This window comes from Sphingomonas sp. Leaf67, assembly GCF_001421965.1.
In the GTDB taxonomy this organism is placed as follows: domain Bacteria; phylum Pseudomonadota; class Alphaproteobacteria; order Sphingomonadales; family Sphingomonadaceae; genus Sphingomonas.
On record NZ_LMLP01000022.1, the window covers coordinates 108821 to 122714 of the forward strand.

Sequence of the window (13894 nt, forward strand, 5' to 3'; positions counted from 1 at the left end):
GATACTCCCCTGTGGCTGGCACGCCGATTCGCTGTGCCCGGAACTCTAGCGGCCCGAACGAAAAAAGGCCCCGGCAAAGCCGGGGCCTGTGACGAAGCGGGGGGCACGGGCCGCACCCCCCGTATCGCCGGCCCCCTTACATGCGGAAGGTGGCGCTGAGCGAGAATACACGACCGTTCTTGTAGATCGACGTCGGTGCGTCCGGCGTGCTGCTGTACTGATAGTAGGTTTCGTCGAGCAGGTTCGACGCCGCTGCCGTCAGGCCGATGCCTTCCGAGATGGCGTAGCTGATCTGCGCGTCGAGCTGGCGATAGCGATCGGTATAGTCCGAGCTTGCCTGACGGCCGAAGCGGTAGAAATACTTCGAACGCCGGTTGTAGCTGACCCGCGCCTGGAACGGGCCTTCCTCGTAATAGGGGACGATCGTGAAGGTGTGCCGCGACAGGAAGGGCAGGCCGTTGGCGAACGGGGTTTCCGCATCGGCAAAGGTGTAGCTGCCCTGCACGCCGAAGCCATAGGCGATGTTGGTGTTGCCCGACAGCGACATGCCGGTCACCGACGCCTTGCCGCCGTTGATCGGACGCGAGATCGAATAGGTCAGCGTACGGCCGGTGACGCTGTTGGTGAACTCCACCCCGTCGTCCACCTGATTGCCGACGTAGTTCGAGATGTCGCGATAGAAGAACTCGCCCGACAGGAAGCTGGCCGGTGCGAAATACCACTCGGCCGACAGCCCGTAGTTGGTCGCGGCATAGGGCCTCAGGTCCGGATTGCCGCCGCTGCCCGAGCGGGTGGTGTCGTCGAGCGACAGCGAACCGGCCAGGTCGCCGTAGCGCGGACGCGCGATCACTTTCGCCGCGGAGGCGCGCAGCACCACGTCCTCACCCGCCTGGAAGATGACGTTGGCGGCGGGCAGGAAGCGCGTCTCGTCGTTATTGACCTTGGTCAGCGCGAACTGGCTGCTGCCGTTCACGGTGCTCTGGACGTAGAAGGTCGATGCGTCCGACGTGTTGACGACACGGCCGCCAAGGTTGCCGCGGAACTTGCCCAGCTCGAAGTTGGCCTGGATATAGCCCGCCGCGATCTTTTCGCGCACGCGCCAGTAATCGCCGCGCGACAGACCGCGATCGGCTGTGAAATTGCCATACTTCGTCAGCGCACTGAGAATGCCGTCCTTGTCGAGCGTGGCATAGGGCGTGCCGTTCCCCGACGTGCCGAGACCGTTGTACAGGTTCTTGTCCTGCACGTAGAAATCGAGATCGGCCAGCGTGTAGTTCTGGTTGGTGTAGACGGCGTTGCTGTAGGTCGTGTTGCCGTTCAGGTGCGAGGCATAACGGCCGCCGAACAGGATCGCCTTAAGCGGACCGAAGTCGACGTCGCGCTTCACATTCACTTCGCCGAAGATCTCGCTGTCGGTGGTGAAGCCCGACTGGAGCGGGATGCCGCCGATCTGGCGGCCGAAGAACCGGCGGCCGTCGGGTGCGGTGATGTTCTCACCGCCATTGGCGGTGAAGTTGCTCAGCCACTTGGTCGCATCGCTGGCCGGCGAGTTCCAGTTGACCTGCGTGTTGCGGCCGTTCGCCCCGGCGGTGAAGCCCTGCTGCGTACGGAAATCGAGCAGATATTCGGGGTCCTTGCCGCCGGTGGCGCGGGTGGCACCGAGGTTGCCGTTGATGGTCCATTCGCCCGGCGTCCAGTCGACCAGCAACGATACCGAGTCGTTCTTCAGGCGGGTACGGCGATAATAGGTGTCGAGCTGGCCGGTCGATCCGGTGCCCGACGTGATGCCGGTGAAGGTCGCCGAATCGACGATGCCCGGCTGGCCGTTCTGACCCGGAACGAAGGTCGCCGCGGTCATCCGCGATCCTTCGAAGCCATAGGTATATTCGGAATTCGACACGTTGTCGTAATTGCCGCGGATGATCAGCCCGGTGCCGGTCACGGTCAGGTTGTCGGTCGGCTTGGCCGAGACCGCGCCGCTGAAGCTGATGCGCTCGCGCTCCTGTTTGAAGAATTCGCGGGCGAGGAACGAGGCATAGCGCGACGCGCTGAATGCCGAGATGGTGGCGGCGGTGGGGCGCGAACCGTTGATGGTGGCACCCATCACCGCGCGACCGTCGGCACCATATTGGATCGGATTGCGCGAGCCGTCGGCATTGGTCGTGCTGAAGCTTTCGAGCAGCGCGGCACCGGTGCGGTACCAGTAGCTGGCGACGCCGGCGCGGCTCAGCTGTTCCTTGTCGTAGCTGACCGAGCCGAGGAAGCCGATCGTCTCGTCCTGGTTCTTCCAGCTGTACAGCGCCGAACCGCGGAAGCTGCCGCGCTTCGCACGGTCGTTATATTCGCCGCCGGCGGTCGCGGCGATCGTGTTCGACTTCAGCTCGAGCGGCTTGCGGGTGACGATGTCGACGGTGCCGCCGATGGCGCCTTCCTGAAGCCGGGCTTCGGGCGTCTTGTACAGGACGGCCTGGCTGATGATCGTCGGCGACAGCAGCGAGTAGTTGAACGAACGGCTCGACCGGTCGGACGGGTTGCCGCCCCAGTCGGCCGATGCGACCGAGTGGCCGTCGATGGTCACGCGGTTCAGCGCGGGTTCGGTGCCGGCGATCGAGAGCTGCTCGCCTTCGCCGAACTGGCGGTCGACGGTGACGCCGGGCAGGCGGGCGAGCGAGTCGGCGATGTTGCTGTCGGGCAGCTTGCCCACGTCTTCGGCCGAGATGACGTCGACGATCGAATCGGCGCGCCGCTTGGTCGCGATCGAGTCGGCGATCGACTTGCGGATGCCGGTGACGGTGATCGTGTCGTCTTCAGCCGTCGAGCTGGTCGGTGCGGGCGCTTCCTGCGCCAGTGCCGGCGTCGCCACAGCGACCAGCGCGGTGGAGGCTAGATATGCGAAACGCGAAAAAGCCATGGTCCCTACCCCTTCTATCCGGGCGCGAAATGCGCCCTCCCCGATTGGCCGCGACGGGCAGCGACGCCATGCGTCACGCTCTGGTACTGCTTTGGTACCATGCAAGCTCGTTTTGGTCGGCCGCAATGTGACCAATCACAATCATAAAATCTACATAAAAATGAAAAAGATCTACACTGGTGAGAAAATATGGCGCTAACGTTGCCTAAATCGGCTGGTTTACACCGTTTATTTCTCCAATGCGTAACATAGTTACAAAAATGCTGGCGGTCAGGTGAACTGTATACACTGGCAGGTAGTAGCGAAACAGCGGTACGGCATAGTGCCAATGATGATACGGCAATGGCGGATAGCCCGTTTCCACCGGTATTCTTGGCGCTCACGTGCACTTGCGTAGTACCAAAAACATACCTATCACGGCGATTGTGATCCTCCAGACCGCCCCTTACGTTGATCGCTCGATGAGTTCGAAGGGCGTGGTCATGGAATTTTCAGATCGGGTCGGCCGGTTGCGCGACGATGCGCATGCGCCGCTCTATGTGCAGCTGCAGCAGCTGGTTCGAACCGCGATCGAGCGGAAGATCCTGCAACAGGATGATGCGATCCCGCCCGAACGCGAACTGGCCGTGGAATATGACGTGTCGCGCATCACCGTGCGCAAGGCGATCGAGGGGCTGGCCAAGGAAGGTCTGGTCGTGCGACGGCGCGGGGCGGGGACGTTCGTCGCGGCGCGGGTCGACAAGAGTTTTTCGAAGCTGTCCTCCTTTTCGGAGGATATGGTCGCGCGCGGCCGCGTGCCCAGCAGTGCGTGGGTGTCGAAATCGACCGGGCTGGTAACGCCCGAGGAATCGATGTCGCTGGGGCTGTCGCCCGGCGCGCCGGTCTATCGGTTTCAGCGGATGCGCTATGCCGACGACGTGCCGATGGCGGTCGAATATGCGACCATCGCCGGCAATTGCCTGCCCGGCGTTGATGCGGTCGGCGACTCGCTCTATGCCGCGCTGGAGGCGGCGGGATCGCGGCCGGTGCGCGCGTTGCAGCGGCTGCGCGCTATGGCGTTTCCCGTCGAACAGGCACGCCGGCTGGGGGTCGAGACCGGCCATGCGGGGTTGTTCATCGAACGGCGCGGGTTTCTGGCCGATGGCGACACGGTCGAATTCACCCAGTCCTATTATCGTGGCGACGCGTACGACGTGGTCGCCGAACTCAACGCAAGCTGATCCGGCACAGGCCGGCACCAAGAAGGGGTTCATGACGTCCACCGTCGAAACCGGGCCAACGCCGGTCGTTGCCGAGCATACCGCCATGCACCGCGAAGCGGGGGAGGGCGGTGCGTCCGTCGCCCGCTTCCTGTCGCGCAATGCGCAGGCGCTGGCGGAGCTTGGCGCATTGCTGCGCGCCGATCCGCCGGCACTGGTCGTCACCTGCGCGCGCGGGTCGTCGGACCATGCCGCGACCTATGGCAAATATCTGGTCGAGACGCTGTGCGGCGTGCCGGTCGCCAGCGCCGCGCCGTCGGTCGCGTCGGTCTATGCGACGCGGATGGAGCGGATGAACGCGCTGGTGATCGCGGTATCGCAATCGGGCCGCAGCCCCGACCTGCTGCGCACCGTCGAAAGCTACAAGGCGGCGGGCGCCCGCGTCGTCGCGCTGGTCAATGTCGAGGATTCGCCGCTCGCTGCGCTTGCCGATACCGTGCTGCCACTGTCGGCCGGTCCCGAAACGTCGGTCGCGGCGACCAAGTCGTTCATCGCCTCGCTGACCGGCCTAGCCGCGATCGCCGCGCACTGGAGCGAGGATCAGGCGTTGCTGACGGCGCTGAACGATCTGCCCGCACAGCTTGAGGCGGCGTTCGACCTCGACTGGACGACGGTCGCCGACACGCTGGTGCAAGCCCGCAACCTGTTCGTGATCGGCCGCGGCTACAGCTTCGGCGTCGCGCAGGAAGCGGCGCTCAAGATGAAGGAAACCTCGGCGCTCCATGCCGAGGCGTTCAGCAGTGCCGAAGTCCGCCACGGGCCGATGGCGATCATCAACGACGGCTTTCCGCTACTGGGTTTCGCGACGTCGGACGATGCCGGCGACGATGTCCGCGCGGCGGCGGCCGAGTTCGCCTCGCGCGGCGCGGCGGTGCATCTGGCCGATGCGTCCGATGGCGACAGCCACCCGCCGACGATCCGCAGCCATCCCGCGATCGAACCGATCCTGATGATCCAGAGCTTCTACCGCATGGTCAACACGGTGTCGCTGCGCCGGGGCCTGAACCCCGACCAGCCGCCGCATCTGCGCAAGGTCACCGAAACGCGATGAGCAGCTTCGTCTTCCGCGGCGGGCGCGTGCTCGCCGACCAGTGTCAGCACGACAGCTGTGCGTTCCGTGTGGAGGGCGGCGTCATCGCCGACTTCCACGCCGGTGACGATGCGCAGGTGATCGACCTCGACGGCGGCTGGCTGGTGCCGGGCTTCGTCGATACGCAGGTCAATGGCGGCGGCGGTGTGTTGTTCAACGACCGCCCGACCGTCGCGGGCATCGCCGCGATCGGCGCGGCCCATGCGAAGTACGGAACCACCGCCTTCCTGCCGACCCTTATCAGCGATCGGCTGGACGTGGTTGCCGCGGGCCTCGACGCGGTCGATGCCGCGATCGAACAGGGTGTGCCGGGCGTCGTCGGCATCCATGTCGAGGGGCCGTTCCTGAATCCTGCGCGCAAGGGCATTCACGACGCGAACCATTTCCGCGCGCTGGATGACGCCGCGATCGACCTCCTGACCCGGCCGCGCAAGGGCGTGGTGATGGTCACGCTGGCCCCCGAGCGAAACGAACCCGCCGCCATCGAGCGGCTGGTCGCGGCGGGCGTGATCGTCAGCATCGGCCATAGCGATGCGACTTATGAGGAAGCCCGCGCCGCGATCGATGCCGGCGCACGCGGCGTCACGCATCTCTACAACGCGATGTCGCCGCTCAAGCACCGCGATCCGGGTGTGGTCGGGGCGGTGCTGGAGGACAAGTCGGTCTATGCCGGCCTGATCGTGGACGGCGCGCACCTGCATCCTGCCGCGATCCGCGTGGCGCTGGCGGCACGGCCGATCGACCGATTCATGCTGGTGACCGATGCGATGCCGACGGTCGGTGCGGAAGCCAAGGAATTCGTGCTCAACGGGCAACCGATCCATGTCGAAAACGGCGTGTGCGTCGATGCCAACGGCACGCTGGCCGGATGCGATCTCAACATGGCGACGGCAGTGGCCAACACGCACGAACTGGGGGTCGCGTTCGAGGATGCGGTGGCGATGGCATCGGCCAACCCCGCCGCGTTCCTGCGCCTGTCGCACCGGATCGGCAGCCTCGATATCGGGCATAGCGCCGATTTCGTCTGGCTCGACCGGGACCTGACCGTGCGCGGCACGTGGATTGCGGGCAACCGCATCGTCTGACCCCGGTTCGCCGGGACGAACAACAGCATCCGCGCGGATCGCCGGGGGGGCGGACGTGCGCACGAAGGGGCCGACCATGACCGCCATCCTGCTGACCGCACCGCTGCAAGGCTGGGCAAACGCGCTCGACGAGGTGCCCGACGCGGTGTTCGCGGGGCGGATGCTGGGCGACGGGGTCGCGATCGACCCGACCGGCGGCACGCTGCACGCGCCGTGCGACGGCGAAGTGCTGACGCTCCATGCCGGCGGCCATGCCATCACCCTGCGCGGTGAGGGCGGGGTCGAGCTGTTGATGCATATCGGGATCGACACGGTGCAGCTGGGCGGCCGCGATTTCACCGCGCGGGTGGGGGTCGGCGACCGGGTGGAGCGTGGTCAGCCGCTGATCGATTTCGACCTCGACGCGCTGGTGCGCGGGGCGCCGTCGCTGATGACGCCGCTGATCGTCACCAATGCCGATGCCTTTCGCATCGTCCGGCGAGAGACCGACCGGGTGGTCGGGATCGGCCAGCTGCTGATGACCGTCGAGCCGATCGCGGCGACGGCACCCGCCACGCCGTCGGCCGAGGGCGAGCGGATCGTCCGGCAGGTGCGCGTGGCGATGGCGCACGGCCTGCACGCGCGGCCGGCGGCAAAGATCGGCGATGTCGCGCGTGGCTTCGTCGCGACCAGCTGGCTCGGCAAGGACGGGGCCGAAGCCCGCACCACCGGTGCGGTCGGCCTGCTCGGGCTGGGCGTGCAGTTCGGCGACACGATCGACGTGATCGCGAGCGGCCCCGACGCGCCGGAAGCCGTCGCCGCGCTGGTGACGCTGATCGAGAGCGGCATGGGGGAGCGTGCCGAACATGCGCCGGTGCGGATCGTCGCGCCGCCGCCGCCCGCGCCGGTTGCGCTGCCCGAGGGACAACTGGCGGGCACGCTGGCGGCACCGGGCTATACGATCGGTACCGCCCGCTGGCTGCGCGTCGCCGACATCGCGGTGCCGGTCGACGGACAGGGCGCGGCGATCGAGGCGGCACGCCTCGATTCGGCACTGTCGGCAGTGCGCGAGACGCTGGCCACGACGACGGGCGAGGGGGCGGCGATCCGCGCCGCGCATATCGCGTTCCTCGACGATGCCGATCTGCGCGAGGCGGCCAATACCGCCATCGGAGAGGGCCGCGATGCCGGTCATGCGTGGCGCGCGGCGACGCGGGCGCAGGCGGCGACGCTGCGCAATCTCGGCGACGCGCGGCTGGCCGAGCGTGCCGACGATCTGCTTGACCTCGAACGGCAGGTGCTGGGCGAACTGACCGGCACACAGGCGGAGGCGATGACCTTCCCCGCAGGCACCATCCTGCTCGCCGACGATCTGCTGCCGTCGCAGGTGATGGCGATCGATCCGGCCAACGTCATCGGCCTTGCGGTCGAACGTGGTGGGCCGACCTCGCATGTCGCGATCCTTGCGGCGACGATGGGCCTGCCCGCGCTGGTCGCGATCGGCGCGCCGCTGGGTACGGTCGCCGATGGCGCGACGCTGATCCTCGACGCCGATGACGGCGTGCTGCACGTCGATCCCGATGCGGCGACGCTGGCCGAGGCACGCGCCCATGCCGATCGCCGCACCGCCGACCGCGACGCCGCGCTCGCCCGTGCGACCGAAGCCTGTGTGACGCTCGACGGCGTCCGGATCGAGGCGTTCGCCAATCTCGGTTCTGTCGACGATGCGAAGGCGGCGATGGCCAATGGCGCGGAGGGGTCGGGGCTGCTGCGCACCGAATTCCTGTTCCTCGACCGCGACAGCGCGCCTGATGCCGCCGAACAGGCCGCGCTCTATGGTGCGATCGCCGCCGAACTCGACGGGCGGCCGCTGATCGTGCGGCTGCTCGATATCGGCGGCGACAAACCCGCCCCCTATCTGCCGATCGCGCCGGAGGAAAATCCGGCGCTGGGCCTGCGCGGCATCCGCGTCGCGCTGGCCATGCCGGACATTCTCGAAACCCAGTTGCGCGGCATATTGTCGGTGCAGCCGGTCGGGCAATGCCGGATCATGATCCCGATGGTCGCGAGCGTCGCCGAAATCGCCGCGGTGCGCGCGGTGGTCGACCGGTTGCGCGTCGAACTGGGCATCACCGACCGGGTCGAGGTCGGCATCATGGTCGAAACCCCCGCCGCGGCGGTCACCGCCGCGACGCTGGCGGTGCATGCTGATTTCCTATCGATCGGCACTAACGACCTGACCCAATATGCGCTGGCGATGGATCGCGGCAATCCGGCGGTCGCCTCGGGCATCGACGGGTTGCACCCGGCGGTGCTGCAACTGATCGCGCACACGACCGACGGGGCCGCGCGGCATCGTCGCTGGGTCGGGGTGTGCGGTGGCCTTGCGTCGGATCGGCTGGCGATTCCGCTGCTGGTCGGGCTCGGCATCACCGAATTGTCGGCGTCCCCGCGCTTCGTGCCCGAATTGAAGGCGCTGGTCCGGCGGCTCGATACCCATCGCTGCCGGTTGCTGGCGGTCCGCGCGCTGGCGGCGGCATCGCCGGCCGAGGTGCGGACCATGGTTCGCGAATTTCTTCAGGAGCAGGGCGTATGAAGTCGATCGTCGAAACGCTGCAGCCGATCGGCCGTGCGCTCATGCTGCCGATCGCGGTCCTGCCGGTGGCGGGGCTGTTGCTGCGGCTGGGCCAGCCCGACCTGCTCGACATCGCCCTGCTGGCGGCGGCGGGCGATGCGTTGTTCAACAATCTCGGCCTGCTGTTCGCGATCGGCGTGGCCTGCGGCATCGCCCGCGACGGCAACGGCGCGGCGTGCCTTGCCGGCGTAGTCTGCTATCTGGTCGTCAAGAATGGCGGGCCGGTGTTCCTGACCGTACCGGCCGACGTGACGCAGGGCTTCGATGCGGGGGTGGCGGCGACGCTGTCGGCGGCGTGGAAGGCAAAGGCCTTTGCCAAGCTCGACGTGCCGATCGGCATCGTCGCCGGCCTGATCGGCGGCCATGCGTATAATCGCTATGCGACGATCAAGGTACCGGAATATCTGGCGTTCTTCGGCGGGCGGCGGTTCGTGCCGATCGTCAGCGGCGTGGTGGGCATCGGCATCGCCATCATGGTGGGGTTGAGCTTCGGCGGCATCACCACCGCGCTCGATCTGCTCAGCCGTGGACTGGTGGCGTCGGGCAGCTTCGGCCTGTTCGGGTTCGGCCTGCTCAACCGGCTGCTGCTGGTCACCGGGCTGCATCATATCCTGAACAACGTCGCGTGGTTCGTGCTCGGCGATTTCGGGGGGACGACCGGCGATCTGCGTCGCTTCTTCGCCGGCGATCCGACGGCGGGGGCATTCATGGCCGGCTATTTCCCGGTGATGATGTTCGGCCTGCCCGCCGCATGCCTTGCCATGTACCGATCGGCGCTGCCCGACCGGCGCAAGGCGGTGGGCGGCATGTTGCTCAGCCTCGCGCTCACCAGCTTCCTGACCGGCGTCACCGAACCGATCGAATTCTCGTTCATGTTCCTCGCGCCCGTGCTGTACGCGATCCATGCGGTGCTGACCGGGCTGTCGATGGCGCTGATGGACTGGCTGGGGGTCAAGCTCGGCTTCGGCTTCTCGGCCGGCCTGTTCGACTATGTGCTGAACTATGGAAAGGCGACCCGGCCGCTGATGCTGCTGCCGGTCGGTGCCGTCTATTTCGCGCTGTATTACGGGGTGTTCCGCTTCTTCATCGTGCGGTTCGACCTGAAGACGCCGGGCCGCGATGCCAGTGCGCCGACCATGACCGGCGCCCCGGCCACCGGCGATGGCGCGCGCGGGCGGGCGTTCCTCGCCGCGCTGGGCGGCAGCGGCAACCTCGTCAGCATCGGGGCATGCACCACCCGGCTGCGGCTGGTCGTCGCCGATCAGGCGCTGGTCGACGAAGCGGCGCTGAAGGCACTGGGCGCGATGGGCGTGCTGCGCCCCTCGGCACGCGCGGTGCAGGTCGTGGTCGGCCCGATCGCCGATCAGGTAGCGGAAGAAATTCGCGAAGCCGGGGCCAACGGTCCGGCCGCCCCCCCGGTCCCAGCCCCGCCAGCCGAAGTGCCTGTCGCGCAGCCGACCCTTCCGGCGGCGCTGGTCGAGGCATTGGGCGGGGCAGGTGCGATCCTGCGCGCCGAATCGCTGGCGGGCCGGATGCGCGTCGAACTGGCCCAAGCGACGACGATCGATCCCGCGACGTTGCCGGGCGTCCGCGCGGTGGCACAGCCGAGCGCGACGGTGGTGCATCTGTTGCTGTCATAGTCCGAAGGTGTGTTGCGGAATTAGCACGGCTGTTAGCAATACGTGTCGCATATATGGCATCTAGTTTCATTCGATATTGACCCGTGTGCGTGCTGGCGGAAAACTGTCGCACAGGTGAACAGGCCGTGCGACGTGACGGGTGACGGTGCGACCCGACTGGGCCGGACCCTTCCTCAAGCAAAAAGCGCGACGCTGCGCCAACAAGGGGGAATCAATGAAATCTATCACGAAGCTGCTTGCCACATCCTGTCTCGCGACGATGCTGGCTGGTACTGCCCACGCGCAGGTCGTGCCCGTAGAGGCACTGCCCGATACGAACACCGCGACGACCGACAAGGACGATGACGCGATCGTCGTTACCGGCACGCGTATACGTCGGCCCAACGCCACGTCGGCCGCGCCGATCCAGTCGGTTACGTCGGAAGAAATCCGCTTGCAGGCGGCCGTCAATGTCGAGGACGTTCTCAACCGCTTGCCGCAGATCGCACCGGATGCGCAGCAGAATTATCAGGATTCGGACGGTCGCCAGCGGATCAAGTTGCGCAGCCTCGGCTTCGAACGCACGCTGACGCTGGTCGACGGATTGCGGCTGGGTACGCAGAACGGCGTCGACGCCGGTATGATCCCAGTGGCGCTGATCGAACGCATCGACGTCCTTTCCGGCGGTGCATCGTCGGTCTACGGCTCGGATGCCGTCGCCGGGGTCGTCAACTTCATCCTGCGCAAGGACCTGGACGGCATCAATCTGAATGCGAACTACAATTTCTACAATCACGAGAATAAGGACACGCTGGTCAGTCCCTATGCCCGCGCGGCGGGGTTCCCGGTGCCGCGTGGCCTGACCAACGACGGCGCGCGCGTCGATTTGACGCTGTCGGCAGGCACGAAACTGTTCGACGACCGGCTGAGCGTCATGGGCTTCGTCAACTATCGCAAGGCTGACCTGGTCCCTTACGATGCCCGCGCCAGCTCGGCATGTCAGCTGGTCGAGGCCGGGATCGATGGCCCGCTCAGCTGCTCGACCTCGACCTACACCCAGTACGGTTACCTTAGCCCGCGCGGCGGCACGCAGGCGAACCGTGTCTATGCCAACAACCCCGATGGTACCCGGACGTTCGTTCCGTTCGGCGTGGGCATCCAGGCGAATCCGTTCGACGGGTATTCGTACCAGCGCGAAAGCAACCGCCTGAATGCCGGCGGGTTCGTATCGCTGAAGCTGTCGGACGCGGTCGAGCTGTATGGTAACGGCTTGTGGTTCAAGGACAAGTCGTACAATCGTTTCCCGGCACGGGTGTTCAGCTTCACCGCCTATGGTTCGACCCCGTTCAGCGTGAACTGCAACAACCCGCTGATGTCGACGGCACAGCAGGCCGCGATCTGCGGTACGGCGGCGGGTACGTCGACGCTGTTGCCGATCGAGGTACGCTATCGCTTTAACGCGCTGCCCTATTCGGCCGATCTGTACGAGAATCAGGGCATTCGCGCTGTCGGTGGCGTGCGCGGGACCATCGCCGAAGCGTGGAGCTATGACGTCGCCGGCGTCTATGTGCGCAGTCAGCAGGACGTGACCAATGGTCCGTTCCCGGAATTCGCGAAGATCAACCGGTCGCTGAACGTCGTCAACGTGGGTGGCACGCCGACGTGCGCCACGGGTACCGCCGACGGCTGCGTCCCGTTCGATGCCTTCACTGCGAACAACAACAATACGGCGCTCTACGATTATCTGTTCAGCGGTCGCGACGGTACGTACGGCAACGTCACTCAGTTGTTCGACGTGGTGGCCAACCTGTCGGGTGACCTGGGCAAGTACGGTATCACTGCGCCATGGGCGGACCAGGGCGTGGCATTCGCCATTGGGGCCGAATATCGCAAGGACCGTTTCCTCGGCACCGCCAACCAGGCGTTCCGTGAGCAGAATGGCGGCGAGAACTTCCAGCTGCGCCAGAGCGTGAAGGAAGCCAACGTCGAAGTGCAGGTGCCGCTGGTCGAGAAACAGCGCTGGACCCATCTGTTGCAGGTCAATGCCGGCTATCGCCTGTCGAAGTACGATACCAATCCGGATACGTTCAGCACGTATAAGATCGAGGCGCTGTGGGCTCCGATTCAGGACGTCACCTTCCGCGGCGCGTTCAACAAGGCGCAGCGCGCACCGACCGTGATCGAGATCCGGCAGGCGACGCAGCGGCAATACGGCACGCAGGGCGGTTCGCAGAACGACTTCTGCGCCAGCACGACCGTTCAGGTACCCGATCCCACTGATCCCACGCGCACCATCACGCAAACCGTAGCACCGCGTGCGTCGATCGATGTCTGTCGCGCCACCGGCCTTGCGGATTCGCTGTATGGCAGCCCTACGCTGAACTGTCCGAACAACCAGTGCACGGTGTTCACCGGCGGCTTTACCGTCGATCCCGAAACCGCTTGGACCAAGACGTTCGGGGTGGTGCTCAAGCCGCGCTTCCTGCCGGGGCTGACCTTTTCGGTCGATCGCTTCCTGATCGATATCGACGACTCGATCGGCTATGCGGATTACAGCTATTGGCAGGAAGGCTGTCTGACGTCAGGCGGCGACTCGTATTTCTGCGACAAGATCGTCCGCGCGCCGACCACCGGTATTTTGTACAGCGCGCCGGCGAGCAATCCGACCTCGGGCTATATCCAGCAGGGTACGACCAACACGTACAAGACCAAGGCGCATGGTTGGGACTTCCAGGGCCAGTATGTTCTGCCGATCGACCGGTTCGGTACGCTCGACTGGATCTTTAACGGATCGTGGACGACGCTGGCTGGCAATCAGGAATCGCCGATCCGCGACGAACGCAACTGCGCAGGGCTTTTCGGCAATGGTTGCGGGCAGCTGATCCCGAAATGGACCCATGGCTTGCGCACCACCTACATCACGCCGGACAAGGTCGCGTCGATCTCGTTCAACTGGCGCTATGTCGGCTCGCTGACCCATGCCAAGAACTCGGGCGACCCCGCCGTCGGCGGTACGCCGGAGGACGCACGCAAGACCTTCTATCGCTTCGATCCGGTCAGCTATTTCGATCTGGCGGCAACGTTCGCGGTCGGGCGGCAGTTCACGCTCCGTTTCTCCGCCAACAACCTTCTCGACAAGGTGCCGCCGATCCTGCCGAACTCCTATGACGTATCGCTGGCGCGCAACAACACGATCCCGGCGCGCTACGACTCGCTGGGTCGTCAGATTTCGATTGGCGCTACCGTTAACTTCTGATCCTGCTTTTCGGGTAACGAACTGGCCCTGTCACCATCGCGGTGACAGGGCCTTTTCGCG

7 protein-coding genes are annotated in these 13894 nt (G+C 65.9%); 6 read left to right on the forward strand and 1 reads right to left on the reverse strand.

Going from position 1 to position 13894, the window contains the following annotated elements; genetic code table 11:
• Positions 1-136 precede the first annotated feature (136 nt).
• On the reverse strand, positions 137-2911 hold the full coding sequence (locus ASE90_RS15240; protein ID WP_056002634.1) for a TonB-dependent receptor: 2775 nt from the start codon (positions 2909-2911) through the stop codon (positions 137-139).
• Between the two features lie 482 nt (positions 2912-3393).
• Between ASE90_RS15240 and ASE90_RS15245 the strand changes: the two genes are divergently transcribed.
• From ASE90_RS15245 to ASE90_RS15270, 6 genes are all read left to right on the forward strand, one after another.
• Positions 3394-4131 carry a GntR family transcriptional regulator gene (locus ASE90_RS15245; RefSeq protein ID WP_056003033.1) on the forward strand — a complete coding sequence of 246 codons (738 nt, stop codon included), beginning with the start codon at positions 3394-3396 and terminating at the stop codon, positions 4129-4131.
• Positions 4132-4162: 31 nt separating this feature from the next.
• Positions 4163-5221 (forward strand): SIS domain-containing protein, encoded by a 1059-nt coding sequence (locus tag ASE90_RS15250; RefSeq protein WP_056003036.1) that lies wholly within the window; start codon positions 4163-4165, stop codon positions 5219-5221.
• On the forward strand, positions 5218-6345 hold the full coding sequence (nagA, locus tag ASE90_RS15255) for an N-acetylglucosamine-6-phosphate deacetylase (protein ID WP_056002637.1): 1128 nt from the start codon (positions 5218-5220) through the stop codon (positions 6343-6345). The genes ASE90_RS15250 and nagA overlap by 4 nt, the downstream gene beginning before the upstream one ends.
• A 76-nt stretch (positions 6346-6421) precedes the next feature.
• Entirely contained in the window at positions 6422-8920 is a 2499-nt protein-coding gene (ptsP, locus tag ASE90_RS15260) for a phosphoenolpyruvate--protein phosphotransferase (protein ID WP_056003039.1), read from the forward strand.
• Positions 8917-10599 carry an N-acetylglucosamine-specific PTS transporter subunit IIBC gene (gene nagE, locus ASE90_RS15265; RefSeq protein WP_056002640.1) on the forward strand — a complete coding sequence of 561 codons (1683 nt, stop codon included), beginning with the start codon at positions 8917-8919 and terminating at the stop codon, positions 10597-10599. The genes ptsP and nagE overlap by 4 nt, the downstream gene beginning before the upstream one ends.
• Before the next feature lie 214 nt (positions 10600-10813).
• Positions 10814-13834 (forward strand): TonB-dependent receptor domain-containing protein, encoded by a 3021-nt coding sequence (locus ASE90_RS15270; protein ID WP_082449861.1) that lies wholly within the window; start codon positions 10814-10816, stop codon positions 13832-13834.
• Positions 13835-13894: the final 60 nt, after the last annotated feature.